23 protein-coding genes, 1 tRNA gene and 2 riboswitches are annotated in these 26,438 nt (G+C 45.1%); of the genes, 16 read left to right on the forward strand and 8 right to left on the reverse strand.

Features of this window, described 5'->3' with window-relative positions:
- Nucleotides 1–4,485 (reverse strand): chitobiase/beta-hexosaminidase C-terminal domain-containing protein (locus tag ACFWMP_RS24935; protein ID WP_379424950.1); only part of this gene is annotated, 4,485 nt, incomplete at its 3' end.
- A gap of 433 nt (nt 4,486–4,918) precedes the next feature.
- Nucleotides 4,919–6,205 (reverse strand): serine--tRNA ligase, encoded by a 1,287-nt coding sequence (gene serS / locus ACFWMP_RS24940; RefSeq protein WP_379424951.1) that lies wholly within the window; start codon nt 6,203–6,205, stop codon nt 4,919–4,921.
- 147 nt (nt 6,206–6,352) lie between these two features.
- On the opposite strand from serS, the gene ACFWMP_RS24945 reads away from it, so the two are divergent.
- Nucleotides 6,353–6,556 (forward strand): hypothetical protein, encoded by a 204-nt coding sequence (locus ACFWMP_RS24945; RefSeq protein WP_339302266.1) that lies wholly within the window; start codon nt 6,353–6,355, stop codon nt 6,554–6,556.
- A 146-nt stretch (nt 6,557–6,702) separates the two neighbouring features.
- Nucleotides 6,703–7,251: an NADPH-dependent FMN reductase gene (gene ssuE, locus ACFWMP_RS24950; protein WP_042184465.1), complete on the forward strand. Its 549-nt coding sequence runs from the start codon at nt 6,703–6,705 to the stop codon at nt 7,249–7,251.
- Nucleotides 7,252–7,422: 171 nt separating this feature from the next.
- On the opposite strand, the gene ACFWMP_RS24955 is transcribed toward ssuE, so the two are convergent.
- The 4 genes from ACFWMP_RS24955 to ACFWMP_RS24970 all read right to left on the reverse strand — a co-directional run bounded on the left by ACFWMP_RS24955 (nt 7,423) and on the right by ACFWMP_RS24970 (nt 13,621).
- Nucleotides 7,423–8,454, reverse strand: a complete 1,032-nt coding sequence (locus tag ACFWMP_RS24955; protein ID WP_036682584.1) for a ribonucleotide-diphosphate reductase subunit beta — start codon at nt 8,452–8,454, stop codon at nt 7,423–7,425.
- Between the two features lie 280 nt (nt 8,455–8,734).
- Nucleotides 8,735–11,068: a ribonucleoside-diphosphate reductase subunit alpha gene (locus ACFWMP_RS24960; RefSeq protein WP_042184468.1), complete on the reverse strand. Its 2,334-nt coding sequence runs from the start codon at nt 11,066–11,068 to the stop codon at nt 8,735–8,737.
- Nucleotides 11,069–11,123: 55 nt separating this feature from the next.
- Nucleotides 11,124–11,639, reverse strand: a complete 516-nt coding sequence (gene nrdG / locus ACFWMP_RS24965; RefSeq protein ID WP_042184469.1) for an anaerobic ribonucleoside-triphosphate reductase activating protein — start codon at nt 11,637–11,639, stop codon at nt 11,124–11,126.
- Nucleotides 11,636–13,621, reverse strand: a complete 1,986-nt coding sequence (locus tag ACFWMP_RS24970; protein ID WP_042184472.1) for an anaerobic ribonucleoside triphosphate reductase — start codon at nt 13,619–13,621, stop codon at nt 11,636–11,638. Before ACFWMP_RS24970 ends, nrdG begins: the two co-directional genes overlap by 4 nt.
- A 217-nt stretch (nt 13,622–13,838) precedes the next feature.
- Nucleotides 13,839–14,067, reverse strand: a riboswitch (cobalamin riboswitch).
- A gap of 374 nt (nt 14,068–14,441) precedes the next feature.
- On the opposite strand from ACFWMP_RS24970, the gene ACFWMP_RS24975 reads away from it, so the two are divergent.
- The 7 genes from ACFWMP_RS24975 (at nt 14,442) to ACFWMP_RS25005 (ending at nt 17,130) form a co-directional block, all read left to right on the forward strand.
- Entirely contained in the window at nt 14,442–14,750 is a 309-nt protein-coding gene (locus tag ACFWMP_RS24975; RefSeq protein WP_076285946.1) for an MTH1187 family thiamine-binding protein, read from the forward strand.
- Nucleotides 14,751–14,845: 95 nt separating this feature from the next.
- Nucleotides 14,846–14,917: transfer RNA gene (locus ACFWMP_RS24980), tRNA-Thr, on the forward strand.
- Between the two features lie 147 nt (nt 14,918–15,064).
- A complete protein-coding gene (locus ACFWMP_RS24985) occupies nt 15,065–15,322 on the forward strand; it encodes an N-acetylmuramoyl-L-alanine amidase (RefSeq protein WP_379424976.1) in 258 nt (85 codons plus the stop codon).
- A gap of 93 nt (nt 15,323–15,415) precedes the next feature.
- A complete protein-coding gene (locus ACFWMP_RS24990) occupies nt 15,416–15,646 on the forward strand; it encodes a hypothetical protein (protein WP_042184478.1) in 231 nt (76 codons plus the stop codon).
- Nucleotides 15,647–15,824: 178 nt separating this feature from the next.
- Nucleotides 15,825–15,980: a hypothetical protein gene (locus tag ACFWMP_RS24995; protein WP_197071257.1), complete on the forward strand. Its 156-nt coding sequence runs from the start codon at nt 15,825–15,827 to the stop codon at nt 15,978–15,980.
- Between the two features lie 30 nt (nt 15,981–16,010).
- Complete coding sequence (locus tag ACFWMP_RS25000) at nt 16,011–16,112, forward strand: sporulation protein YjcZ (RefSeq protein ID WP_197071258.1); 102 nt, start codon at nt 16,011–16,013, stop codon at nt 16,110–16,112.
- A 475-nt stretch (nt 16,113–16,587) separates the two neighbouring features.
- Nucleotides 16,588–17,130, forward strand: coding sequence for an NAD(P)H-dependent oxidoreductase (locus ACFWMP_RS25005; RefSeq protein ID WP_042184480.1), 543 nt, complete (start codon nt 16,588–16,590; stop codon nt 17,128–17,130).
- Between the two features lie 64 nt (nt 17,131–17,194).
- On the opposite strand, the gene ACFWMP_RS25010 is transcribed toward ACFWMP_RS25005, so the two are convergent.
- Both ACFWMP_RS25010 and ACFWMP_RS25015 read right to left on the reverse strand, forming a co-directional pair.
- Nucleotides 17,195–17,569 (reverse strand): winged helix-turn-helix transcriptional regulator, encoded by a 375-nt coding sequence (locus tag ACFWMP_RS25010; protein WP_042184482.1) that lies wholly within the window; start codon nt 17,567–17,569, stop codon nt 17,195–17,197.
- Between the two features lie 443 nt (nt 17,570–18,012).
- Complete coding sequence (locus ACFWMP_RS25015; protein ID WP_042184484.1) at nt 18,013–18,405, reverse strand: YhjD family protein; 393 nt, start codon at nt 18,403–18,405, stop codon at nt 18,013–18,015.
- 491 nt (nt 18,406–18,896) lie between these two features.
- A riboswitch (cyclic di-GMP riboswitch) is annotated at nt 18,897–18,987 on the forward strand.
- Nucleotides 18,988–19,097: 110 nt separating this feature from the next.
- On the opposite strand from ACFWMP_RS25015, the gene ACFWMP_RS25020 reads away from it, so the two are divergent.
- The 7 genes from ACFWMP_RS25020 to ACFWMP_RS25050 all read left to right on the forward strand — a co-directional run bounded on the left by ACFWMP_RS25020 (nt 19,098) and on the right by ACFWMP_RS25050 (nt 26,437).
- Entirely contained in the window at nt 19,098–21,104 is a 2,007-nt protein-coding gene (locus ACFWMP_RS25020) for a choice-of-anchor A family protein (RefSeq protein WP_379424952.1), read from the forward strand.
- Nucleotides 21,105–21,276: 172 nt separating this feature from the next.
- Entirely contained in the window at nt 21,277–22,212 is a 936-nt protein-coding gene (locus tag ACFWMP_RS25025) for an alpha/beta hydrolase (protein WP_379424953.1), read from the forward strand.
- A gap of 730 nt (nt 22,213–22,942) precedes the next feature.
- Entirely contained in the window at nt 22,943–23,332 is a 390-nt protein-coding gene (locus tag ACFWMP_RS25030) for a NusG domain II-containing protein (RefSeq protein WP_042184493.1), read from the forward strand.
- Nucleotides 23,316–23,873 (forward strand): Gx transporter family protein, encoded by a 558-nt coding sequence (locus tag ACFWMP_RS25035; RefSeq protein ID WP_042123757.1) that lies wholly within the window; start codon nt 23,316–23,318, stop codon nt 23,871–23,873. The genes ACFWMP_RS25030 and ACFWMP_RS25035 overlap by 17 nt, the downstream gene beginning before the upstream one ends.
- 29 nt (nt 23,874–23,902) lie before the next feature.
- Nucleotides 23,903–24,757 carry an ATP-binding cassette domain-containing protein gene (locus tag ACFWMP_RS25040; protein WP_052404135.1) on the forward strand — a complete coding sequence of 285 codons (855 nt, stop codon included), beginning with the start codon at nt 23,903–23,905 and terminating at the stop codon, nt 24,755–24,757.
- On the forward strand, nt 24,748–25,653 hold the full coding sequence (locus tag ACFWMP_RS25045) for an ATP-binding cassette domain-containing protein (RefSeq protein ID WP_042184495.1): 906 nt from the start codon (nt 24,748–24,750) through the stop codon (nt 25,651–25,653). The genes ACFWMP_RS25040 and ACFWMP_RS25045 overlap by 10 nt, the downstream gene beginning before the upstream one ends.
- Nucleotides 25,646–26,437, forward strand: a complete 792-nt coding sequence (locus tag ACFWMP_RS25050; RefSeq protein WP_042184497.1) for an energy-coupling factor transporter transmembrane component T family protein — start codon at nt 25,646–25,648, stop codon at nt 26,435–26,437. The genes ACFWMP_RS25045 and ACFWMP_RS25050 overlap by 8 nt, the downstream gene beginning before the upstream one ends.
- Nucleotide 26,438: the final 1 nt, after the last annotated feature.

Here is a 26,438-nt window from a genome sequence, read left to right on the forward strand (position 1 = left end):
ATTAATGGATTCGCGAATACCGCCACCATTTTGCAGGGCGATTACCGCATTAGTGCCAGCTTTCTTGGCTGCAAAAAGCATACCATCGGCAATCAGATTACCAAGGTTAGTTTCCTTTGTACGAACATTATCACGAACACCGTTTAGAACAACCTCTGAGTTTCCTACTACCTCATTGCTCAGTTCTAGAATACCTGGCTTATAGTCGGTATCCAGGATCTTTTTAGCTTCAGGATCCTCTGCGATAACATAGTTAGCGCCGTTCTTAGCGTCGATGGAGATTAATTGGTCTTTCCAATTTGTCAGTATGCCATCTTTGTTAAATTTAACTTCAAGCTGACCAAGGAAGAGTCCTTTTTCACCAGTTTGTACGATAAGCTTCGGTGCATTAGGATCGCTGTTATCTACAACCGCTTGATCTAATTGCGTGTGGCTGTGACCACCGACAATAATATCAATGCCATTAACCGCTTTGGCTAACTTGAGATCCTCTTCGTAGCCAAGGTGTGAGAGAACAATAATCTTGTTAATCTTTTCTTTTTGCAGCATAGCGACAGTTTCTTTTGCCTTCACTACAGCATTCTCAAAAGTCACTTTACCTGGTGAAGCAATGTTCGCTGTATCTTCTGTCGTCAGACCAATGATACCAACCTGTTCGCCGTCTACTTCTTTAATCAGAGCAGGGTAGATGGTTGCCGCATTACCCGATCGACCAATTTCGTTGGTGAACATTTTGCTTAGAATATCATCTGCAGAGAAATTCACATTAGATGAGACAAAAGGGAACTTAGCGTTGCCGATAAATTTGGAAAGCGTATCAGAATCTTTATCAAATTCATGATTACCGAAAGTCATAGCGTCATATTTGACCAGATTCATAAAGGCCAGATCTGCTTGACCCAGATACTTGTTGAAGTAGAGTGTTCCGGAGAACACATCACCCGCATCGAGAAGAATAGGGTTTTCTGTAGTCGCCTTAGCAGTTTTGATTGCTGTTACACGGCGCAAGATATTGTTTGGTGAGCTTACAGTATCTAATCCTGCATGCGTATCGTTGGTGTGTAGAACTGTTAATGGAAAATCTTCAGCAGTACTAAAATCAATCTGTGCTACAACCGCATCATGATCGGATACCCGACCTTTCGATGGAGAGAAGTCGGCATTTAGATGGACGACATCTACTTTGGAAGAAGCCGTTAGATTTTTACTGACAAGAATATGATCCAGTACTTGAGAGTTTCCGTCATAGGTGTACGTATACTGCTCATTTAAAGGCAATGTGTCGATCAAATTGTCCAGCTCTGTACCTTTTAAAATAGTTGCAGTTTTAGTGAATTGGAAATCATTCAAATCGCCAAGAGCTACGACGTTGGCTTCAGGATTAGCAGTCAGAACCTCTTTGACAAATCCGTTTACGACCGCCGCAATTTTATGACGTTGTGTTTCACTGGACAATACCGGTGGCTGAACGTTCCCGAAAGGACCATTATCGCCGCCTTTTGAATTGAAATGGTTTGCGATCACGATCACTTTTTCGCCGCCGAAAATAAATTGTGCAGCAAGTGGTTTACGTGAACTAGCAAATGCAGCATTCGTTGGATCAATTCGTCCTGGATTGTAAGTCAGCTTGTCTGTCGCTGCATTATAAGCAACGGATTGCGTAGATGTACCTTTTTGACCGTTTACACTATCCGCAAGCTGTACTCTTGCTGGATTGTACAAGAAGCCTACGCGAATGTTTCCGCCTGGAGCTCCGCCATCCTGATTGTTGACTGGAGCGATGTCTGTGTATTTATATACAGGACCGCCTGCAGTTTCAATAGCCTTAATTAGTTCGTCAGCACTTGCTTCAGTGATTCCATTATTGGTTTCACCATTGCTATCCTGCATTTCGACCACGCCGATAATGTCAGGCTTTTTCATATTATTCGTGATGGAGTCGGCAAGTTTCTGGATTTTTGTTGCTCCGACGCCTGGGTAGAAGTTCTCAATGTTGTATGAAGCGATTAATAGCTTGTCCTCATTAACCTCAAGAGTAGTTGTTTCTTGTTTAAAAGTACTTGGGGTAATGGTTGGCAGCTTACCGTTCTCCGGAATTACTTTGAAATTGCCATTGTTGTATCCGATGACCCCTGTAACATCTCCAGCGAACTTATCTCCGGTGATGACTTCTTGACCCGGATTTCCATAAGCAATGATAAGGCGCTGAGGATTGAATTGGTTATATTCTTTTAGAACTAGTCCACCAGCTGGTGTGATGACATCAGGAGTATCATTTTCTACTCTTGTAGGGATGTTATAAAGCATGGAATTTCCGCTACCACTTGTCCAGTAAGGACTAATAATCGTAGGGGTAGGGAGTTTTACAAGCATACCTTCTAACGATTCATAAAAATCTATGGCATCTTCACTAGGTTCAAAATCAGCCATGCTGTCATTATCAATGATGGAAGAAGGAATAGCTCTTCCACCTTTGCCAAGTACGATAGGTTCAGGCACAGTATAACTAGAAGAGGAATCTACTGTTAGTGATGTCATATTAATTTGAGTGGAGGTTAGATTGCTCGCACTTCCTTCGTTATACTCGGAAACGGCTCCATTAACGCGCACTAAATCTCCAACTTTAGGTTTAAGGGATGCATTTGTGCTGTAAACGAAAATACCTTCCGATGTGTTCACATTATTGTCCGGCTGAGGGTCCTGCATAAAGAAACCTCTATAAGCGCCAGTTGCGAATGTGTATCCGTATTGGGTAACGATACCTTCTACGTCAGTAACGTTCTGACCTACATACTCAGAGGCATGAGATTCTCCTTGAATATCATGTATACGAGGGAGATCAGAAGCTTTATAAGCAAAGGTATACACCTTACTTGTCTTGCCATCTGCTACGACAATTGCATTAATGGTAAGATCTTTACTAACTGTAATTGGATCTGAATAAAGCTTGCTTGCTGCTGTCGGTTCAGTTCCATCGGTCGTGTAATGAATTTGTGCTCCAAGGGTAGGGCTGGATAGGGTCACAGTACTTCCTTTAATGATGCGACCTGCACCAGGGCTCGCCATTACGGAAAAGGTTTCTTCCACCAAAGCGTTTTCGTTAAGTGGAATGAATTGATAAGTTGTATTATATTGCTCGACAACCCCAGTGATATTATCAAAGGTTGCACCCTTTACTAGTTTAGGCAGGGTTGAGAAAATTGTGAATTGTTGTCCGCCTTGACTTGCAGTCACTGTATTTCCATTTACATTATCTATAGTGACATTATTCATAGTTACCAGCTGAGCTTCATGGTTTTCTCCGTTCGCTGCAGACAAGTCGGTTGCTGTAATCAATTTAGGTGCGGGTACACCTACATCACTCGCAACGACAGAGTATTGAAGTCCGCTTTGGAGTTTGAGCTCTTGCAGGTTGCTGTAGATATCCATCTCGCCACTAACTGCAACACGATCTCCAACGTTTGCGAACTCTGGGAATCCATAAAGTACGATCCCACCGGTTCCATCCTGAATATACATTTTTGCTGCGTTAATGTGAGTTACGATACCTTCTGTTGAAATATTCTGACCTTTATTACCAAGGCGTGCTGTTGCGACGTCTGTTTTGGTCAGAATCGTGTAGTCAAAAGTTGTTATTGCGCTGTTTGGCATATTCGGTTCTGAAGCATACGCCTTAATCGTAGTGTCCTCAGTTAAGGTGATAGGCCCTGTGTAAGGTTGGAAATCAGTTGAACCACCTGATCCATAAACAGCTGAATAGACGGATGCTCCAACTGTCGGAGAGTTCAGAGAAATTTCAGTGCCTACCGGCCAGGCATTAGCGGCTGGTGAAGCTACTACGGAGCTAGCTGTCTCTGGTGCTTTACCATAACTACTATTGCGTGGACTTGCTGCTTGAACAACAAAATCCGCAACGTTGTTATCCGTATCTAGACCACGGCTATCAGCTGGTGCACCAGCTGCGGCTTTACGAATAGCGGCTGTCGCGTTGGTGAGAGCAGGGGTTGGAGTTCCCTCAACACCTGTAGCTGTACCATAGCCAACTAAATCTATCGTATTATTCGATGGGTCAACCAAGTCGACTTTACCGTTTGTCCCACTCATAGCTAGGATACCTGCGGCATCAGGAGTAGGTAGTGCAGCAGTTCCTCCTGTTCCTGCAGCCTCTTGGACGAGGTAGTATCCATTTGCAGGAATAGTTCCTGTTAATTCTGTTCCGCTGCTAAAGGTTCCAGTTGCGGAAGTATACCGAACTTTCCATCCAGTCAAAACTACTGGTTTGTTGGTAGGATTGTATAATTCAATAAAATCATTCTTAAACTCTGCTCCGCTGTTTCCACCACCGCCATAGACTTGTGAGATAACAACATTGCTATTATCCGGTGCTGCCTCGGCAGTCTGAATAGCTGGTAGCACACTGCCGACAAGCATTAACATTGCCAGTCCACTAGCCCACCATTTCCTTACTCTTGAAGAAATAATCATTTGGATAAGTATTCTCCCCTCAAATCTTTTATTAGAAACCTACTAAATCTTATCATTCAAATGTAAAATGAAAGGTTGGTTTGCATTAATATAAATTAAAGGTTCTATAAATTAAAATAAAAAAATAAAAAGTTATTGTTTTCGCATAAGAATAGGGGCTGAAAATAGTGCATAAATACAATAATCCTTAAAATCTAGTGTTTATTGGATGATGAATAGTCCCATATATGAATTAATTTTTATAGTTGAATTATCAAAGGATTACAACAAATGTATTCTATACTTCTGTTAAATTTTACATTTGAATAACAATAGAGAAGGAGTTATTGGGCTCGACTATTTGGGAGGTCTTAGAACAAAAAAATGCCCATTCAGCTTCTTGTTGAGAAGTGAATAGGCATTATTTATTTTAAGTTTACTTGGATAAAACAGACTACTGTTGTGGAAGTTCTAGCCGCTCTAATCCGTCCATATATTTGCGCAGCGCCTGAGGAATGTAGATAGAACCATCCTCTTGCTGGTGATTCTCCAGCAGCGGGATCAGAATTCTTGGCGTAGCCACTGCGGTGTTATTTAAGGTGTGGCAGTATTGTAAGCGACCGTCCGCATCCCGATAACGGATGCCCGAACGGCGAGCTTGGAAATCGAGTAGATTAGAAGCCGAATGGGTCTCACCGTATGCGCCTCTGCTAGGCATCCATGTCTCGATGTCATACTGCTTATGCGTCTTCAGGGACATATCCCCTGTGCAGACAGCCATGACTCGATAGGGGAGCTCTAAGAGCTGAAGAATGTGCTCGGCATTTGCGAGGATCTCGTGAAGCATATGGTCCGAGACACCTTCGTCATTTCGGCATAAGATGACTTGCTCAATCTTCGAGAACTGATGTACGCGGTACAGCCCGCGCACATCTCGCCCCGCTGATCCAACTTCACGGCGGAAGCAAGTCGACATTCCGGCTAGTCGCATGGGTGTGTCAAGCTCTACAATCTCATCACTGTAGAGTGAAACTAGCGACACTTCAGATGTGCCTACCAGCCAGCGATTATCTCCGCTGAGCTCGTACGTCTGATCCATCCCACCCGGGAAGAATCCGGTTCGCTCCAACGCTTCAGGGCGGACAATCACAGGAACATCCATCACGGTGAATCCGCGTGCAGTGAGCACATCTAGGGCAAGTCTTTGTACAGCGAGATGTAACATCAGGCCGGCTCCTTTGAGCACATAGCTGCGAGGACCGCCTGCTTTGACGCCACGGGGAATATCAATAATATCGTGGAGTTCACCTAGCTCCACATGATCACGAGGCGCAAAGCCGAATTCCGGCACCGCTCCGTTCAACCGCAGTTCTACATTATCGTTATCATCGTGGCCGATGGGTGTATCCTGCGACACCGAATTCGGTGCGAGCAGCATGAGCTCTCTACAGCGGCGTTCAGCCTCGTTCAGATCTGCTTCCAGCAGGCTCAGCCGATGATTGAGTTCTCGTACCTGTACCTTGACGATCTCTCCAGCAGGGCGGTCACCCTGCCGTAATAATCGTTCAACCTCTTTGGTTAGCCCATTACGTTCGGCTCTCATTTGTTCGGTTTCTTGTCGCAGGCTTCGGCGCTTTTCATCCCATTCCAGCAATTCATCCAGTGGGAAGTCGACTCTTTTCCATGTGGCAGTGTTTCTTACAAGTTCTTGATTATCCTTGATCCAGTTCATTTCCAGCATATCGCTCGCTCCTTTTTGTTTAAAAGATAAGAAAGTGTAAGTTTCACACTTCACTTTATCCCTCTAGTTCTCGCACAAACACTTACCGTCCTTAAAAGGACGCCGAAGGTATTTATGCTTGAAAAAACGCAAAAAACGCCCTCATCCATGGGACGAGGAGCGTCAGCTCGCGGTGCCACCCAGGTTGATCGAATCTCCTTAACAGCAGGAAAGAATTCGACCCTCTTTGGTCTTCGCGGTAACGGGCGAAACCCGGTGAACTTAGGGAGTCATTATAGGCTCCGGTCGCAGACGCCTCACGGTTGGATGCCGGTCATTGGCCTGTTTCTTGGATTTAATATTGTTGCTTAGTATATCGCAAGAGTGGGATGAGCGCAAGCGTTTATGGTTTGACAATAATATCTGATCTGCGATAGGATTAATATTAATTTGAAGTATTCCTGTCGGGATAAATACTTGCAGTGTGAGCTGCTTAATGGGATGAAAGAGGTGGAGAAGTGGCTAAAATTGTTGTGATTAACGGAACACCTTCCTTGGTATCGCGCATCAATGCAGTTATAGAGTATGCGGAGGCAAGCTTAACGGATCAGGGCTTTGAGGTTGAGCGTATTAACGTTGCAGAGCTGCCAGCGGAAGATTTGATTCATACCAAGTTTGAGAGTGATTCTATCGTCAAAGCGAACGGCCTTGTAGCCGAAGCGGATGCGGTAATCGTGGTTAGCCCGGTTTATAAAGCCTCTTATACAGGCGTGCTGAAGACCTTCTTGGATCTAGTTCCACAAAAGGGATTGGCCGGCAAAATCGTACTCCCGCTCTTCATGGGTGGCAGTCTTGCACATCTACTTACGATTGATTATGCTTTGAAACCTGTGTTGTCTGTACTCGGTGCACGTTACATTCTTGGTGGAGTGTATGCCGTGGATTCTCAGGTGGTTCGTAATGATCACGGAGTGGTAGAGCTTGCTGAGGAGCTGAAGCTGCGTCTGAATGATGCGTTAGCTGAGCTTGCAGAAGAAACTACACATCGTGTGGAACGCAAGGCTTAAGACTAAGTAGCAAGCATTCTGTTTCGAATGGATTCATACCAACTATATAAGCGTCTCATTCATACCTGATCCAAGGGGTGAAGAGACGCTTTTTGCTATAGTAAAAAGGCCATCTCACTGTGAAAGTAGAGAATGGCCTTTTTTTTATATAGGGTTCGTTATAATCCGGTCTTACAAATCGTCGAATCCGTTATCGTCGCCAACCTTACCGTAGTTACGGGATTTAGCTTCGAAGAAGTCGGTTTTGGTGGCATTAAGCGCATCATCGGAGAAAGGTTTGATCCAAGGCATACAGTTAACATCAACGCCTTGGTAGGCTTTTTCCATACCCATCAAGGTTAAGCGCTTGTTCGCTGTATATTTGATGTAGTCACTAAGCTCGTTAAGATCAATACCGCGGACATTAGTAAGGGTGTAGTAAGCCCAGTTGGTTTCAAGCTCTACCGCGCGGTCGATCGTACGATACACGTAATCCATGTTCTCTTTAGTGTTCAACTCAGGGAAATCTACAAGCAGCTGCTTAAATACTTCTGCGAAGAAATAGCAGTGCTGATTCTCGTCACGTTGGATATAAGAGATCATTTGGCTGGTCGCCATCATCTTCTGGTCACGGGCCAGATTGTAGAAGAAGGCGAAGGTGCTGTAGAAGAAAATTCCTTCCAAGATGAGATCGGCTACCAGCGCATGGAAAAAGGTTTGTCTCGTAGGGTTATCACGGAACTCTTGATAAATATCAGAGATAAACTGATTGCGTTCCAGCAGGACAGGGTCTTTTTTCCAATATTCAAAAATTTCTTTCTGCTCACTTTCCGACACGATAGAGGAAAGAACATAGGAATAGGATTGGTTATGCACCACTTCTTGTTGTCCGATAATGGCAGAGATAGCTTCTAGAGAAGAGTCAGTAAAATAACGCTTCACGTCGCTTACGAACATCGTCTGCATCGAGTCTAACACGGCGAGCAGGGAGATGTTGATCTTAAATACGCGTTGCTCCTCAGCATCGAGCATAGGGAATTGTTGCGCATCTTTGGACATTGGGATTTCATCCGCGATCCAGTGATTCAGCAGCAGCACCTTGTACAGCTTGTACATATGCGGCATGCGAATATCGTTCCAGTTCAGAATACCTGAGCACTCACCGTCGATGATGCGTGTGGATTGGTTGGGTGCTTCAGTGTTAAAAATCTTTTGTAGTTGCATTTAATTTCCCTCCATTTTTTTGCGCTGGTAATTCGTCTTGTCTGATCTTTAATTAAATTAGGTTGATGAAGTAACGGAGAGAAAGTTTGGAGCTGTAGGAGCGATAGCGTTCGCCCGAAAGCTTTCCGTAGGAAAGCTCGCATCGAAAGCATATGCTATCCTCGGATTTCTACCGCGAAGACGGTATAGATCAAGAAATCTGAGGATAACAGCGACCGGAAGCCCAAACATTTCTCGCAGTTACGATTAAATCACCAAATTTTTTAAAGCAGTAAGACTCTTAGCTAGCGCAAGAATCACACTCTTCTATTGTCAAAGCACGGCTACGCACATAATAAGTTGATTTCAATCCGCCCTTCCAGGCGTTCAGATGCAGCTCAAGGAACTCGGTAGCCTTGATGTCAGGACGAACATACAGGTTAAAGCTTTGGCCTTGATCGACGTGACGCTGACGAGCAGAAGCCATGCGGATCGACCAGTTTTGGTCAATTGTAAACGCAGTTTTATAGTACCAAATCGTCTTGTCGGACAGATCCGGTGCTGGGTTAGCGATCTTGTAAGTTGTTTTCTCTTCATAGGAAAGCAATTCATACAAAGGATCAATGCTGGCTGTGGAGCCGGCAATAATCGATGTGGAGCCGTTCGGTGCAATCGCGAACATCCATGCGTTACGAACACCGTCTTTAGCCACTTCTTCTTGCAGCTCGCGCCATTGTTCAGTGGTTACATATTTACCTTCTTGTTCACCGCTAACGTAGCCACGTGAAGTAAAGTATGCACCTGTCTCCCAATCGGAACCGGCGAACTTCGGATAACGGCCTTTTTCACGGGCAAGCTCCATGCTCGAACGTACCAACAGGTAGTTGATGTGTTCATACAAATGGTTGTTATATTCTACGGCTTCATCAGATTCCCAACGAATGCCCTTGAGTGCCAATAGGTGATGCAAGCCGAATGTGCCGAGACCGACTGCGCGGTATTGGCTGTTCGTGTATTGTGCTTGCAGAACTTCAATATTATTAATGTCGATTACGTTGTCCAGCATACGTACTTGGATAGGTACAAGTCTTTCCAGCACACCAGCTGGAATCGCACGTGCCAAGTGAATCGAATTCAGGTTGCAGACTACGAAATCGCCAGGGATTTTGGAGATAACAATCCGGGTCTTGCCATCTTTGGTTACTAATTCTTCCTGTTCAATAACGGTAGCGGATTGATTCTGCATAATTTCTGTGCACAGGTTGGAAGAGAAGACCATACCTTGGTGACGGTTCGGGTTCGTCCGGTTAACCGTATCACGGTAGAACATATATGGAGTACCTGTTTCAAGCTGTGATTTCATAATCCGTTTCATGATGTCGATCGCAGGAACGGTAATACGGGACAATTCCAAATTGGCTGTAGCTTCAGCATATTTTTCACGGAAAGTGCCTTTACCAAGCTCTTCATCGTAGAAGTCTTCCAGACCAAGCGGACGACCGTTCTCATCCGTCCAGCCCATAACCTTCTTCACTTCATGTGGGCAGAAGAGGTTCCAGTGGCTGCGTGATTCAACGGCTTCCATGAACAAGTCCGGCAGGGTTACACCGTGGAATACGTCATGTGCACGCATACGCTCGTCACCATTATTTAGTTTAAGATCGAGGAAAGCGAGAATATCTTTATGGAATACATCAAGGTAGACAGCGACAGCACCTTTACGTGTTCCAAGTTGATCTACACTGACTGCTGTATTGTTCAATTGGCGAATCCAAGGAATTACGCCGGAGCTAGTGTTCTTATGGCCACGGATATCCGAACCCCGTGCCCGTACTTTACCAAGGTAGACGCCGATACCGCCACCCATTTTGCTAAGGCGCGCTACGTCTGTATTGGAATCAAAGATACCCTCTAGGGAATCGTCTACCGTATCAATGAAGCAGCTGGATAGCTGTCCAGCGACCTTTTTGCCGGCATTGGACATTGTAGGGGTAGCAGCTGTCATGTAGATGTTGCTCATAGCCCAGTAAGCTTCTTTTACAAGCTCAAGACGTTTCTCAGCTGGTTCACGGTGCATCAGGTACATAGCAATAATCATATAACGTTCTTGTGGAAGCTCCATTACACGGCCGTCAAAATCATGCGCCAAATAACGGTCGGATAGCGTAAGCAGACCGATATAGTCAAACAAAAGATCGCGTGTATAATCGATACACCCACCTAGTTCGATAATTTGTTCTTTGGTGTAATGACTTAGAAGCTCTTCACGATAGATTCCTTTTTTTACGAGATCCGTAATTAGCGGGTACAGCTCACCGTAAGGCTCTTCTGGATAAGCTTTATAGCGGCGATGAACGGCTGCTTTTTTATAAAGGGTAGTCAGAAGGGCACGGGCAGCTGCAAACTTCCAAGTAGGCTCTTCTTTCGTTACAAGCTCTAGAGCACTCATGGTGAAGGCATTGCTAATTTCTTCTCCGCTTACGGAGTCACGACGCAGTTTGGAAATTACTCCCCGCAGCAATGTTTCTTTATTTAGTTGATCAAGACCTTCTAAGATACGGTCGGCGTATACGGAAAGGCGCTTCTCATCAAAAGCCAGTTGGCGATTATCTGGTTTTACTACGAATTGTGGCATGGTTATTTCATCCCTTCTTATTTTGGATTAATTTTGAATATCAAAAATTGATATATTATAGCGCAGTAGGCTGCCACAGAAAGACCTCCGAGCCGTTCGTACTGGCCGGAATGTCGATTATGCGTTGGTTAGAGCTTCCTCGGTAAGGAAGTGTAGTATCTTTCAATTCTTCTATAAAACGTCCATCTATTAATACCTGACACTGTGTAAGTAGATTCCACTCCGGCGAACCGGGAAGGGCGGTTAGTTCCTCATACGTATAACCACTGTAAATCCAGATGGGGAAGCCAGGGAGCACGGCGCGAAGCTCATGAATGAACCCAAGTACCTCTTCTGCCGAGAAAAAAGGATCGCCGCCTGCCAGTGTTAGACCATCCAGCAAAGGGTTAGCGGCGATTTCTGCAATGATTTCATGTTGACGTTCTAAGGTGAAGGCTTCTCCATATTTAAAGTTCCATGTCTCGGGATTAAAGCATCCCGGGCAACGATGACGGCAGCCGCTGATGAAGAGGACGGCCCGCATGCCCTCTCCCTCGTTAATCGACTCCGGATAGTATCCGCAAATATTCATAGATGCTTAACGCGATCCCGTACTTCGGCTTGTTTGGCGGCATTGAAGCGGGTCTGATAGTCGCCAGTTAAATAACCTGTAACTCTGCGCAAACGACGGATGTGCACGTCATTCTCATGTGCGTTGCAGGAAGGACAGTTTGTCCCAATTACGCCTTCGTATCCGCAGCTGGAGCAGCGGTCAATCGGATGGTTAATGCTGAAGTAGCTGACCTGTTGTTCTAGTGCATATTTAATGATTTTGATAAAAGCAGATGGATTGCTGCGGGCATTGCCATTTAATTCGACATAAGAAATAGCCCCGGCATTGCAGTATTCATGGAAAGGAGCTTCCAAGCTGATCTTCTGAGCAGCACCTAGATCGTAGTATACAGGGATGTGGAAAGAGTTCGTATAATACTCACGGTCAGTTACGCCCGGAATAGAACCCAGTACCTTGCGATCAATCTTGGTGAATTTGCCGGACAGGCCCTCTGCTGGTGTTGCGAACAAGGTAATGTTGAGATTAAGTTCCTCACTTTTAAGGTCGCAATACTCCCGCATGTGACGCACGATAGCCACAGCCTTGGCATGGACTTCCATATGCTCGCCATGGTGTTTGCCGTACATGGCTTTCATGCATTCCGCCATACCGATGAAGCCAAGCGACAGACTACCATGCTTCAGCAGTTCGCCTACAGAGTCTTCAGGAGCGAGATTTTCGCCGCCTTCCCAGACGCCTTCTCGCATCATGAAATCGGATGCTTTAGCTTTTTGCGCGCTTTGGATGTGGAACCGATGAAGAAGTCCTTCCAGCGCAATATCCATATAGTGGTTTAGATCCTCATAGAAGCCAGCTTCATCTGCGACGGTACGTCGGCCTGTTACTGTGCCGTGTGCCAGACCGAGCCGAACCAGATTCAGTGTATTAAAGGAAAGGTTGCCCTTCCCGGAGCAATGATTACGCCCAAAACGGTCACCGAGCACTCGGGTGCGGCAGCCCATTGTAGCAAATTCCGTATCAGGATCACTTGGATCATAATACTGCAAGTTGAGCGGAGCGTCCAGATTAGCGAAGTTCGGATATAGTCTGCGTGCAGAACATTCCGCCGCTTTTAGGAACAATTCATAGTTAGGATCACCTTGCTGTTGATTGACTCCTTGCTTGCATTTGAAGATTTGAATCGGGAACACAGGTGTTTCTCCGCTGCCAAGTCCGTTCATCGTTGCTGTTAGCAGGGAGCTGATCACAAGCTGACCTTCTGGTGAAGTACAAGTACCATAATTGATGCTGGTAAACGGAATTTGCCCACCGGATCGGCTGGACATGGTGTTGAGATTATGTACCATACTTTCAGCCGCTTGCAGGGTTTCGATTTCGGTTTCCTTTAGTGCAAAACGAAACGCTTTTGGATATAACTCCGCCAGATCGATCCGGCTCATTGTAATCTCGCCCAAAGAATCATTAGCTTGTCCCTCATCAAAATAATCCAGACCCTTGCGGAACAGCTTAGCGAAGGATTTGGTTACATAAGGTGCCAGATCATAGTCGAGTTTATTGGCGGATACGCCGCCATATTGAGCATTTTGCTGGGATTGAAAAATAATTGCTACCAGTGACATAGCTGTCATTATGGAGTTCGGAGGACGAACACTGCCGTTGCCGGTGTTGAAGCCTTCGCGGAGAAGCTTATCGAACGGGATAAAAATGCAGTTAGTCGTTCCGATTGCGTATTGATCCAGATCATGCACATAGACGACATTGTCATCAATGGCTTGCACTAGCTGCGGCGGCATCGTAAAGTTGCGGGCGTACCATTTTGAATATTCACTGCCGAACTTGCTCATTTTACCGGAGAAACTCTCTCCGTTCAAATTGGCATTCTCGCGCAGCAAGTCCAAATCCCGGCTGTCGATAATATCGCGTCCTAAATCAATGAGCTCTTCTAAAAGAACTTCTCGTGCATTTGTTGTACCGTTAAATTGTCTCTCCAACAACGTCATTGTATAGCTCTCCTCTCAGTCTATCGTCCTATCATTAAGAAGTGGGGCCGCATAAGCGGCCGTATATTCATTGTGATCTCATAAAAAAAGCATCCTCTAGCGAGGATGGCAGAAAATGCCCGATGCGTTATGTAAATATCCACACAGATATTTGCAGTGGTCTCTAAGAAGATGACCGCATGCGGACACCGTTCCTGTTCCTCGCAGGCACTCATAGTTGGTGTCGTCGAAACAGGCAGGTCTCCTGGCTTCCGTAGGACCTCTCAGCGCCTTCCCAAGGGGGCTCTTACCCCTCAGTGGCTTCTGCCAGGAGATCTGCCCGTCTTAAAAAAGCTTGTAAGGGGCATCCGGTTACAGTGGCGGGACCGCAGCGGATTTTCACCGTACTTCCCTATTAAGCTCTAATTCCGATAAAGGATCAAAGCGCCTGTCTCCACTATATTTTGTTGTCGTTAGATAAAAATAACCCAAGATGTTGTGTTTGTAAATAGTTTTTTAGAAAACCCGCGTGGGGAGCGGGTTCTTCAAAAGTACTCCACAAATGATCCACAGGCTGTCCATAAGTAATCCACAATTGATCCACAGGCATATGAAAAATGATTCATAAATTGTCCGAAAAGATGCCACAAAGAGTCCATAAATGTAGTGCAGATGACCCTAGAATTCATGTTAGAAAAAATACTTGTGGCGAAAGTCATATTTCGGAGAATTTTGGGGAAAGAAGAAGGGGCATAATAAAGCTGAGATCATTTGTGGGAGAGCGGTGGAGTTGTTACAATAGAAGGAGACACATACTTTAAAATTCCGAGGAGGTATTCCCATGCCTATTGCTGAAGTAACCGTTATTCCGATTGGAACAGGTAGTACGAGCCTTAGCAGCTATGTTGCGGATATGCAGCGAGTGCTGAAGACGGTAGAAGGGATTACTTATGAGCTTACATCCATGGGTACAATCATCGAAGGGCCTCTTCAGCGTATTTTTGCTGCAGTCGAAGCGCTGCACGAGTCTCCTTTTGCCGCAGGTGCAGAGCGTGTCTCTACCTCACTTAAAATAGACGACCGCCGCGATAAACCCTCCACTAGCCGTGGAAAGCTGGAGTCTGTGGAGCGTAAACTACAGGTGGAATAGCAGTTCGGGAGAGTAGGGAAATAGGGAGAAATAGGCTTGCGTTTCTGGCTGAAAGTTGTATAATATTTTTTGTTTGACAGAAAAATCAGCCTTAAGCTGGTGTAGCTCAGGGGTAGAGCAACGCACTCGTAATGCGTAGGCCGGGGGTTCAATTCCCTTCACCAGCATCCCAAAAAACCATATTTGGCGCGGATTCTTGAAGTTTGGGGAGTCGCGCTTTTTTGTTTCTTCTACCATTCTTCTACCGAAAGAGTGTCTTTTCCGCTTGTAATGGAGTCCCCAACGACCGGGGCCAAAAGGCAAAAAACCACGTGGTGCGTGAGAGCAACATGCCTGCAGTACTCACGGAGAATTTATTTTTGGATGTGGCAACCGACGCTGCCAAACTCAAAAAAGATGTGGTTATCCAAGCAATCATTGATAGCCATGTGATCGGGATTGCAAAGTACCTAGGGCTGAAAAAGAAGGAAACAGCGAATCAGGGCAACAATGACAATACAGTGGTAGTACTCGTAAACGGCAAGAAAGAGCAAGTAAGACAGTTAACCTTACAAAGTGAACTGGAAAGTTAATTTGTCGAGCCGGAAGTTTTGGGCGCTGCTGGCCGTTACCGGCGTAACCTCTCATCATAAAATAAAGTAATACGAGCGAGGGGGAGTTTCCTGATGGATGCTTATTGCAGCTGCTTGCGCTACATGAATAGAAGAGTGCGGATTCTGACTAAAGATGGTAGACAGCACGTAGGCGTAATTACAAATGTGGACAGAAATAATGTTTACTTAAGAACGGAACATAACGGATCTGTGCACACTTCAGCTTTTTTTGGTAATCCTTTTGCTACAAATGACATCTTAACCTTGAGTTTGTTCACTCTGCTGGCTATAGCCCTTATTTAAAAAATCATAAAACCGGGAAAAACCGCCCACTGGCTTCGGCTGGTGGGTATTTTTTTGTTTTTTACGAAATGTCGGATCCCGCAACAGGCCTACTATTTTCGTTTCTTTTTTACCCAAGCACCGATACAAATCCCGCATATCTTAGTTTTGTATCCAATTAAAAAGGAGGAATTGACAAATGGGCGAAGTACGTGGAGAACGTTGTTGCGGCGTTGGTGAACGTGAACGTGAACGTGAACCTGAACGTTTTGTTGGTGGAGCCTTTACATCCACAGGGGCAATCTTAGTGCTCTTTATCCTGCTGGTCATCATTACAAAAGCTTGTATATTTTAAATTGTATTCAATTACAAAGGAGGAGTTAAAATGGGCGAATTCGCAGGAGGATATGGTGGCTTTACTTCTACCGCCGCAATTCTGGTTCTGTTTATCTTGTTGGTAATCATCTCTAAGACTTTGTTTATTTAAGTTTCAAACCTCCCAATATAGCTGCACCTTATTAAATCCGCCAGTACTCATGCTGGTGGATTTTTTTCATACATAATCAAAGACGCACCCTGTCAACCTTAAGTGGTAGGCAAGTATCCCAAATGGATTATGTTGAAATTATGCGGAAGTATCGTACCCTGCCAGTAATGGTGGGGTATTTCTTTGCGTTCAGGCAAATTTTTTTTATCAGTGATATAGAGTTCATACACATAACGTTACATCCGTCTAACCTTTACTCAAGTAAAATGGCGGAATGACCCAGTCTCTCTTGTGTGATATTTGGGTGTACACCGAAGACGAGATTCGCCCCGAAGACTATACATCAATCACGTGCAGGCAGGTTGCAGTGCTTACCTTTAGGTAAGTACGTGAACTAAAAGTGCATACTTACGCGATGTCATGGTGGGAGGTATACTCAAGTCCTAAATCTGATTCAAACATGGAGGATACACCAATGAAAACACTTATTGTCGTCACGCACCCAAACATCGAAACATCCGTCGTTAATAAACGCTGGATCGAAGAACTCCGTAAATATCCAGACAAATATACGGTGCACGAGCTGTACAAAGCCTATCCCGATGAAAAAATCAACGTGGAAAAGGAACAACAGCTGATTGAAGCGCATGATAAGCTCGTCTTACAATTCCCTGTCTACTGGTTTAGTAGTCCACCTCTGCTTAAAAAGTGGCTGGACGAAGTATTTACTTACGGATGGGCATATGGCTCGAAGAGTGATAAATTAAGAAATCGAAAAATCGCATTAGCTGTAACTGCCGGAGGAAGTGCAAAAGACTTTAGTGAAGAAGGTAAACTCGGCTACGGGCTTGACCGTATTTTATCTCCCTTTGACACGACTTTTTTGTATTGCAACGCTGATTATCGTTCCTTCTATGCCATTTATGGCACGGAATCTGAGACGGTAGGAAGTACGGATTACTTAAATAAATTGGATATCAGTTCGCAAGGCTATGTTGAATTTATCGAAAATATGTAATTAGATTTGAAGCAAAAAGCAGCATTTTCATTAATGGAAATGCTGCTTTTGTCATAAGTTGTCGTTAAATCGTAAAAGGTATGGTTATCTCTTGCGCGGCTGGAACGAAGTTTTTCTCTCCCCAAGTGCACATCATATCCAGCACCGGAATAAGCGATTGGCCCTTCTCGGTCAAGGAATACTCAACTTTAGGGGGAATCTGGGGGAATTCCTCGCGCCTGACGAGACAGTCGGCTTCCAGTTCTTTCAACATAACGCTTAATGTCTTAAAAGGTATTGTACCGATACCCCGTTGCAGTTCATTGAACCGCACGATCTTGTTTTCAGAGAGATAGTAGAGAATAGTCATTTTATATTTACCGCTAATAATAGACAAGGTGTAGCCAAAGCTAGTGTCCTTCTGTTGAATGCCAGGCGGTATACAGATTTCATCACTCATGGGCTATTACCCTCCTTCAGAAAATATTCAACGAAAAGGCAAACGCCTGTTGTCGCTCCGTACTCAGGTCCCGACTTTATTATGTTTTACAACCTGCTATCAAGTCATCCTGTGAGAACGAATTCACTATATCATTTTGAAACAATTTGTTCAAAGCACTCGTGGCTAACTATCAATCGGTCGATTTTCTCTGTCGGCGAAGCGGGCCTCTTTGGTTGGAAATCAAAAGTGCCAAGCGGATAGCCTAAGCGACGAATTGAAGTTTTTAATGTAATTTTCATGTGAGCATCATCTTATTTTCAGGTTCAAGGTATATATTGAAGACACCAAACACCCCCCAGTGTTTTGTGGTATAAATCTCTCAGGTCTTGCCAACTCCCATGGTAAGGCCTATTTTTTTGTTCGCTAATTAAATGAGGGAGGGGGGCAGCTTCTTCGCTACTTCACTTAATCTGATACTGCTCTTCATAGCTCTTAAAAGATGAAATATCCAGACCGAGATATCTGCGCATATGAATGGCAGCTTGGGCAGCGACGATGTCGTTTAACAACAGCATTCGTTCATGGTATCCACGACATATAAATTTGGCTTCTATCCCCGTGTTAAGTCTGTTCTGCTCATAAACCTTGATTCCCCGTTTTCTCATCTCTGAACGAACATCTCTTAGATCTGTTGTAGCAACTGCTGCGGCTGTTTCAAGAACCTCCAGATAGGGGGTAGGTGTTCGTAAATGTGCAGATAGAATGGCGGAGTCCCGTTCGAAAGCTGATAAAATCATCGGAAGCAATAAATAAGATTTGACCAGCATGTTGTCCCTGCTTTCAGCTCTATTCATGAATCTCATCACCTCTAATGGGAACGTATATTCGTATTCTACCCCGATATTCCAAAAATAATCAATGGTATTTCTAAACAGATAGTCCAATGTGATTGAATTCACAACTAAATTAGAAAGAATAAAATATATTAAAATTGTAATAATAAAAAATAATGCTTCAGACTTATATAAAGGGAGAATTAGGATGAAAGAGGAAGGAAGTCTCCACCGTGGAATGGTATTTGGTTTGATTCTAAGTATTCCATTATGGATATCGATATTAGGTTGGATAAAGTTACTTTAAAATTGAAGGAAAACCTTTGTGTGAAGCGCCTTTAGGCGCTTTTTTTGTGCTTGCTTACGCGTATGAATATCAAAAGGAATTGATTGACAATTGTAGGAATGGAGCGCTAAACTATTATTAGTTCAAAAGTATTAAAAGTCATAGACGATTATTTAATAGGATGCTTAAAATGCTAGTTCTAATCCGCAAGTCAATACATATATTATCATGATAATAGCAAACCGCCTGAAAGGGTGGGACGCAAAGTCCAGGAGTCTAAAGTGTCTTAAATGCGCTATGACCGTCCGACTGCCATGAGAAGGGAATTCCACTTCTTTTTTGGCGGTCTTTTTTGTTGTTAGGTCCTTTAGAGTTTCTGGTAATTATTCTGATTAAATATAAATCATAGATTTAGGAGGTGTGCTTTTTGAAAAGAAGAATGAAACCGCTGCTTGCACTAGTATTAGCGGGGATATTGACGGTAGGTAGTGGTCTTTCTGGAGGTCATTTGGTAAATGCGGCTGGGGAGGTGCTTCCCTATACTCCTACACCTGTGTTAGGTATTGCAGGGAATTTTAATACTTTTATTTTTGGGGATTTCAAACAATCTAATGATCAGGTTCATGGGCGCCTTGCGGCCAAAGGTAATATTACTTTGCAGAATTACGGCGTATCCAAGGATAATCCAGGTGGAGATGTTCTTATCGCTGGTAATGACATCAGTTTTACTAATGGGACTGTTCATGGAGCATCCGTTTATGGTGGTGTTTTTTCCAGCAACGGTGTAGATCTTAAAGAACCAGCGAGAAAAGGGACTCCTATTGATTTTGATGCTGAAGAGCAATTTCTTATTGGACGTTCTAATGAATTCTCTTCGCTTGCTACAATAGGAACTTTCAAAAAGGAATATGGGAAAATAACGATTGATGCTCCGGAACCATTTAACGTTCTTAATCTTAGTGCTGCCGATTTCGCTGGTGCTAATGGCTTACAGTTTAATATTGCAAATAGCGCCACAGTTATCATTAACGTTAGCGGAAGTTCAGTTAACATTCCAAGCTTTCAAATCTGGGGAGGTAGCCCTAACAAGGTATTATTTAATTTTTATGAAGCTAGCACTGTTGACATTGGAAGTTTAACAATAGAAGGAACTATCCTAGCTCCGCTTGCAAAAGTAACTTATAATTCCGGTGAACTGCATGGGACGCTGATTGCAAAGGGATTTGCTGGTGGGGTGCAGATGCATTGGTATCCATATGGAGGGGAAGAACCACCTCCGACACCAACGCCGACCGTGGCACCAACACCGACACCAACCGTAACACCAACACCAACGCCGACCGTGACGCCAACACCAACGCCGACCGTGACGCCAACACCGACGCCGACCGTGACACCAACACCGACACCAACCGTGACGCCAACACCAACGCCAACCGTGACACCAACACCGACGCCGACCGTGACGCCAACACCAACGCCGACCGTAACACCAACGCCGACCGTGACGCCTACGCCGTGCGTGACACCGACACCGAAGCCAACACCAACGCCGAAGCCAACACACACACCGAAGCCAACACAAACGCCGAAGCCAACACACACACCAAAGCCAACACACACACCAAAGCCAACGCCGATCGTGACGCCAACACCAACGCCGATCGTGACACCAACACCAACGCCGACCGTGACGCCAACACCAACGCCGACCGTGACGCCAACACCAACGCCGACCGTGACACCAACACCAACGCCGACCGTGACACCAACACCAACGCCGACCGTGACGCCAACACCAACGCCGATCGTGACGCCAACACCAACGCCGACCGTGACGCCAACACCAACGCCGACCGTGACACCAACACCAACGCCGACCGTGACGCCAACACCAACGCCGACCGTGACGCCAACACCAACGCCGACCGTGACGCCAACACCAACACCAACGCCGACCGTGACGCCAACACCAACGCCGGAAGTAACGCCAACACCGACACCGTCGCCGGAAGTAACGCCAACACCGACACCTTCATCAGAAGTGACGCCAACACCGACGCCGGAGCCTCCGGTGTTCCCGACACCAACACCATCATTTGTAATTGGTACTATCGTTGTTAATGATGATCCTGTGCCGCTGGGCCCTGTAGCTTCGTCGACTCCAGCACCAGTACCAACACCAACACCGTCGAGCAATACAGAGGTACTTGTTGATGAGGAGGAGATTCCATTAGGACCAGTATTGACAGTAACACCAACGCCGTCACCAGAGGATATTGCTGTAGTGGATGATACAATCCCGCTAGGTAATCCACCTGTGGATGAACTTCCAAAAACGGGAGAATCAAGTTCAGTCCCTTATTATGTAACTGGTCTAGGTTTTGCACTTATTGGATTGCTAATGAGAAATAGATTCTCGAGCAAGAAATAATAAACGGTGATTGTAGCTTGAATACAAGTTATGCCGTGGAGAATAGTAAAGCCGCTTTCGGGACATATTCCGATGGCGGTTTTCTTTTGTTATGATTGTTATATTTTGGCGCATTCTAAGTAGATGTTATACTGATTTACAACGGATATGAGGAAAGGACGGGGAAGATGAATTGGTATGGTTCTTCATTAGCGCTGTCATCGCCATAGGAGCTCTGATCTATGCGGGCTTTTTCTTTTATGGAATTGCTATTAAACGAGCACCGAAGGAATTCCTGAGTAATAATCGTGATTTGAAGGTTGATCCCCCGGTTGCCGGGGCTTCTTGGGGTGAGGGGAAGGATTGGATCTCTAGTCAGAGCTTTGAGAATGTGGAGATTACATCTGAGGACGGGCTACAACTAAGAGGGTACTTGCTCCTTTCGGATCGTGCTGAAGGTCGTACAGCGATTCTAGCTCATGGTTATTCTGGAAAAGGGAAGGACATGGGGGCGTACGCCAAAATCTATTACGAGAGACTGGGCTTTAATATCCTGATTCCCGATGCCAGGGGACATGGGGAAAGCGCTGGGAATTATATTGGTTTTGGATGGCATGAGCGCAAGGATTATTTGCAGTGGATTGATTATATAATTGAAAAGACTGGGCCCAGTGCTCAAGTTGTACTACATGGGGTCTCTATGGGTGGTGCTACAGTGCTAATGACCTCAGGCGAAAATCTCCCGTCGCAGGTCAAAGCTATTGTCTCGGACTGTGCTTACAGCTCAGTTAAAGCACAATTAGCCTACCAACTACGGCGTATGTATCGCTTGCCAAGTTTCCCTTTTATTCAAAGTGCGAGTCTAATTACTCGTTTGAAAGCAGGGTATGGTTTTAGTGAAGCGTCTGCCTTGAAACAGGTGAGGAAGGCGAAGGTGCCGATTCTTTTTATTCATGGGGATGCCGATAATTTTGTACCATATAGTATGATGAATGAATTGTATGAGTCATGTCAGAGTCCCAAAGAGAAGTTCGTAGTGCCGCAAGCAGGGCATGGGTTAGCTTACGATATGGATAAGACGGGGTATATAAACGTAGTAACAGCTTTTGTGAATCAGTATGTAAATTAGATGCCCTGAACGTAGACAGCGCCCGATATCCGCTAGGTAGCGGTTATCGGGCGCCTATATTTTTCCACACATGGCATGTGTCCTTATGTAAGGTTCGTACAGCCATGCTTTTTCGTTATATTCATCCCCCGCCGTTCGTGAGTAACGGGTGTCTTAATTCCTTGTTATTTCCAGCAGCCGTGTGGCGAGAATAATCCTTCCAATACGACAAAAGCCCTACCTCTCTTTTGCCCTTGCGGCTCCATTGACCGCGCCAGTGTGAATCGGAATGCTATATTTCGAATTTAGTCTCATAAAAAGGAAAGTTTCTGCAAGAAAACATGAAGCCTCTGTGTCCAAATTGCCGAAGTGTAAAATAGTCGGCCTGACATCTTCTTGATGGGGATATTCAATATATCGAAAAACAAATACGATATAAATATAACACAGTATTGTTTAAAAGGCAAATATAATAATGAATTCCAAGATAAGGGTTGTTTGATTTAGAAGGGGAACAAGCAGAGCAAGAGAAAGCGTTTGATTTGAATATATCGTATGCTGGATTATTTGTGGATTAATTCGGAAAAGCTAGAAAGCCAGAGTAAATGGGGCTGTGGGGGTTATTTTGCGTGCCTATTTTGTGAACTGGTCTCTAAAACTTACATTAAACCCCAACATTGATTGAAGGATTGAGGGTAGACCGTTATAATTAATAAGTCTGGATTTTAATTAAAAAATAAGGGAGATTTTTATGAAACGCGCAGATGTGTGGTTGATTTCCATCGTGTTAATTGCTGCGCTCGCTTTTCTCGCACCGAGATGGTTTTCGGACAATGATGATAAAGGTGGGGCCGGTAAAAATCTCGTAGCCAATGTAACGGTGGACGGCGAGTTATTTAAAACGGTAAAGCTTACAAAAGAAGAACAAACCATTGAGGTTCGTACCGAACGTGGCTATAACCTCTTGAAGGTGCATGATTACGGGATTGAAATGTACGATGCCGACTGCCCGGATCAAGTATGCCTAGGTTTTGGTTTTATTACCCTGCCCAAACAGACGATTGTCTGTCTACCGCATAGAGTATTAGTGGAAATCACAAGTGCGTCGGGGGAGGATGATATAGATGCCTATGTCCAGTAGTGAATCTGCAACAGCTTTAAAAAGAACGGTAATTATTGCGATTTTCGCCGCAGTGGCAGTAGTGCTTAGTCTAATAGAAGCGCAGATTCCGTTGTCAGGAATGGGACTGGTGCCAGGTGCTAAACTAGGATTAGCTAACATCATGATTTTGACTTGTATTTACTTTTTACGTGGACGGGACGCATTCCTGCTTGTCATCCTCAAAACGTTGCTTACTGCATTTTTGCTAGGTACTTTTTCAAGCTTACTATTCAGTTTATTCGGTTCGCTGTTTAGCTTTGTTGTAATGTTCGTATTAATGCTGATTAGTGGCAAAGGCAAGAGTATAAGCTTGATCGGCATTAGTATAGCTGGTGGGATTGCACATAATATCGGTCAGCTGCTGGCAGCTTCTATGGTATTCTCATCCCTTAGTATTTTTTATTATCTTCCCATGCTGCTAATCACTGGAGTAGTAACAGGAATTGCCGTGGGTTATGCAGTCCGTTATTTGGTGGCTTCATTGTCAAAAATATCGTTGTTTGAAGAGTTTTTGGACTGATTAGTCACATCAGCGGAAGGATGACTAACATGAATGAATCATATGAAGGTCAAGAATTAGAGGGAGAAGGACAAGCTATCATCTCTCTAGATGGGGTATCGTTTGGTTATGATCCTGAGCATCCGATTCTTCAAAATATAACGTTATCTATTTCTCAGGGACAATGGGTTAGCTTGGTTGGTCCTAATGGCTGCGGAAAGTCTACGCTAGTTAAGCTACTAAATGCTTTGCTGCCTAAGAGTGCTGGCGAGATTGTGGTTAGTGGTATGCAACTGAGTGAGGAAACGATCGGAAGCATTCGGCAATGCATTGGTATGGTGTTCCAAAATCCAGATAATCAGTTTATTGGAGCCACTGTAGAGGAAGATATCTTATTCGGCCTGGAAGGGCTTTGTTTGTCGTACGAAGAGATGGCTGAACGATTACACTCTTATACGACGAGGCTGGGAATAAATCATCTGCTGTCCAAACACCCAGGTGAGCTGTCTGGAGGCCAAAAGCAGCGTGTCGCTATCGCCTCCATTCTTGCTATGGAACCAGGCATCGTCATTTTTGACGAGGCCTCTTCTATGTTGGATGAAGGAAGCAGAAATGATCTTCTTGGTATTTTGCAGGATATGCGAGCGGAAGGAAAGTATACGATCCTTATGATTACGCATGATGCAGATGAGATTTTGGCATCGGATCGGGTGCTTGCGCTGCATGGAGGTGGTTTAGCTGCTGATGTTACACCGGCGGAATTGTTCCGGAACGAGGAGCTTCTGCAAAAATGCCATCTGTGTGAGCCGTATCCTTGGCGCCTTGCACGCGAGCTGCAGAATCAGGGCATCCATGTGGATGTTCCCGCCAGTGAAAAGGAGCTTATAGACACGTTATGGCCATAGAATTACAGCAAGTAAGTTATTCCTATGCTGACCGAAGCCTATGGAAGCTGACGGCGCTCCGCGACATTAACCTCAGTGTTCCAACAGGCTCTATGGTTGGTATTGCTGGAGCGACAGGCTCTGGTAAATCGACACTGCTGCAGTTGTTTAACGGGATACTGAAACCAACGGAGGGGACGGTAAAAGTACTCGATGTAACCATCCAGGCGGGGGAGAAATCACCTAAGCTGATGCCGCTGCGCCGTAGAGTCGGATTGGTATTTCAATTTCCAGAGCAGCAAATGTTTGAAGATACGGTCGAAAAGGATCTTATCTTCGGTCCTCTTAACTTCGGCATGAGCCTCGAAGAGGCAAAGGCACGCGCAAGACAGGCCATGCTAGATATGGGGTTGGATCTGGCGCTGCTAGAGCGGAATCCTTTTAAATTGAGCGGTGGGCAAATGCGTAAGGCAGCTATTGCCTCCGTACTAGCTATGGATCCTGAAGTCATCGTTCTGGATGAACCGACGGCTACGCTTGATCCCATCAGCCGTGCAGAACTAATCCACTTGCTGGAGCGTTTATGCCGTGAGCAGGGGAGAACGATCATCGTCGTCACGCATCGGATGGATGAGTTATTACCTTACGCGGACAACTGGCTTGTCCTTAAAGAGGGCAGTACGGCATTTCAAGGCAGCGTAAAAGCGCTGGCAGATGACCCTTCGATTCTGGAACAGTGTGGCTTGACGGTTCCGCAGTCCCTTCGTTACTGGCGTGCAGTAGCTGATCGCTTTGGTCTTACGGATGAAGCTCCTCGCTTAACGGCTGAGAGCTTAGCAGAGCTAATCGCTTCGCTGCCATCTGGATCAGGCAACTCTAGCGAGCAGCACGAAGGAAAGAGGGATGGCCATGAATGAGAAGCTAATCATAGGGCGCAGTATTGAGACCGGTTCATGGGTGCATAAGCTAGATGCTCGTGCCAAAATCACCGGAATGCTATTATACGTAGCTGTTATCCTGCTCTCCCGTTCGTGGATGGCTATGGCGCTGCTGGCTATTTTCTCAATAGCGGTTATGGCTTCCACTCGGATTCCGCTTAAATACTTCCTGAAAGCAGCTAAACCTTTACGGTATTTAATGCTATTTATCTTTATCGTACAGCTGCTGTCTGTGAAGACAGGTGAGGCGGTGCTGACGCTTGGTTCGTGGTCCATTTATGAGGGAGGGCTAAGATTAGGCGCGTTTTCGGTCATCCGCATGTTCTTTCTGATCACTTTCACGGCGTTACTTACATTCACCACAACGCCGGGTAAGCTGAATCAAGGGCTGGAGGGGATTTTGGCTCCATTCAAAAAGTTTGGCTTGAAGCCCGACCGTATCACACTGATGATCAGCATTTCCCTTCGTTTCATACCTACGATTCTAGATGAATCGCAGATTATCATGAAAGCGCAGGCCTCACGGGGTGCTGATCTGAAAGAGCTACCTTTAAAGGAAAAGGGGCGAATGTTAGTGTCCTTGCTGGTTCCGATTATCGCTAGTGCGTTTAGGCGTGCGCAGGATCTGGTATATTCCATGGAAGCTCGTGGCTTTCGTATGGATGCTCCGCGTAGCCAGTATCACCGCCTAAGGTGGGGCATATTCGATACTATTTTTATTACTATGTTTATTGTAATGGGGATTGCAGTAGCTTTGGTGTAAA

Origin of the sequence: Paenibacillus sp. NPDC058367 (assembly GCF_042723305.1) — a bacterium.
Lineage (GTDB): Bacteria > Bacillota > Bacilli > Paenibacillales > Paenibacillaceae > Paenibacillus_AQ.

Bases quoted from the DNA above. Each gene is read 5' to 3' on its own strand.
- serS (WP_379424951.1), bottom strand. From the start codon at position 6,205: ATGCTGGAAATGAACTGGATCAAGGATAATCAAGAACTTGTAAGAAAC.
- ACFWMP_RS24945 (WP_339302266.1), top strand. From the start codon at position 6,353: ATGGGACGAGGAGCGTCAGCTCGCGGTGCCACCCAGGTTGATCGAATC.
- ACFWMP_RS24955 (WP_036682584.1), bottom strand. From the start codon at position 8,454: ATGCAACTACAAAAGATTTTTAACACTGAAGCACCCAACCAATCCACA.
- ACFWMP_RS24960 (WP_042184468.1), bottom strand. From the start codon at position 11,068: ATGCCACAATTCGTAGTAAAACCAGATAATCGCCAACTGGCTTTTGAT.
- nrdG (WP_042184469.1), bottom strand. From the start codon at position 11,639: ATGAATATTTGCGGATACTATCCGGAGTCGATTAACGAGGGAGAGGGC.
- ACFWMP_RS24970 (WP_042184472.1), bottom strand. From the start codon at position 13,621: ATGACGTTGTTGGAGAGACAATTTAACGGTACAACAAATGCACGAGAA.
- ACFWMP_RS24975 (WP_076285946.1), top strand. From the start codon at position 14,442: ATGCCTATTGCTGAAGTAACCGTTATTCCGATTGGAACAGGTAGTACG.
- ACFWMP_RS24990 (WP_042184478.1), top strand. From the start codon at position 15,416: ATGGATGCTTATTGCAGCTGCTTGCGCTACATGAATAGAAGAGTGCGG.
- ACFWMP_RS24995 (WP_197071257.1), top strand. From the start codon at position 15,825: ATGGGCGAAGTACGTGGAGAACGTTGTTGCGGCGTTGGTGAACGTGAA.
- ACFWMP_RS25000 (WP_197071258.1), top strand. From the start codon at position 16,011: ATGGGCGAATTCGCAGGAGGATATGGTGGCTTTACTTCTACCGCCGCA.
- ACFWMP_RS25005 (WP_042184480.1), top strand. From the start codon at position 16,588: ATGAAAACACTTATTGTCGTCACGCACCCAAACATCGAAACATCCGTC.
- ACFWMP_RS25010 (WP_042184482.1), bottom strand. From the start codon at position 17,569: ATGAGTGATGAAATCTGTATACCGCCTGGCATTCAACAGAAGGACACT.
- ACFWMP_RS25015 (WP_042184484.1), bottom strand. From the start codon at position 18,405: ATGAATAGAGCTGAAAGCAGGGACAACATGCTGGTCAAATCTTATTTA.
- ACFWMP_RS25030 (WP_042184493.1), top strand. From the start codon at position 22,943: ATGAAACGCGCAGATGTGTGGTTGATTTCCATCGTGTTAATTGCTGCG.
- ACFWMP_RS25035 (WP_042123757.1), top strand. From the start codon at position 23,316: ATGCCTATGTCCAGTAGTGAATCTGCAACAGCTTTAAAAAGAACGGTA.
- ACFWMP_RS25040 (WP_052404135.1), top strand. From the start codon at position 23,903: ATGAATGAATCATATGAAGGTCAAGAATTAGAGGGAGAAGGACAAGCT.
- ACFWMP_RS25045 (WP_042184495.1), top strand. From the start codon at position 24,748: ATGGCCATAGAATTACAGCAAGTAAGTTATTCCTATGCTGACCGAAGC.
- ACFWMP_RS25050 (WP_042184497.1), top strand. From the start codon at position 25,646: ATGAATGAGAAGCTAATCATAGGGCGCAGTATTGAGACCGGTTCATGG.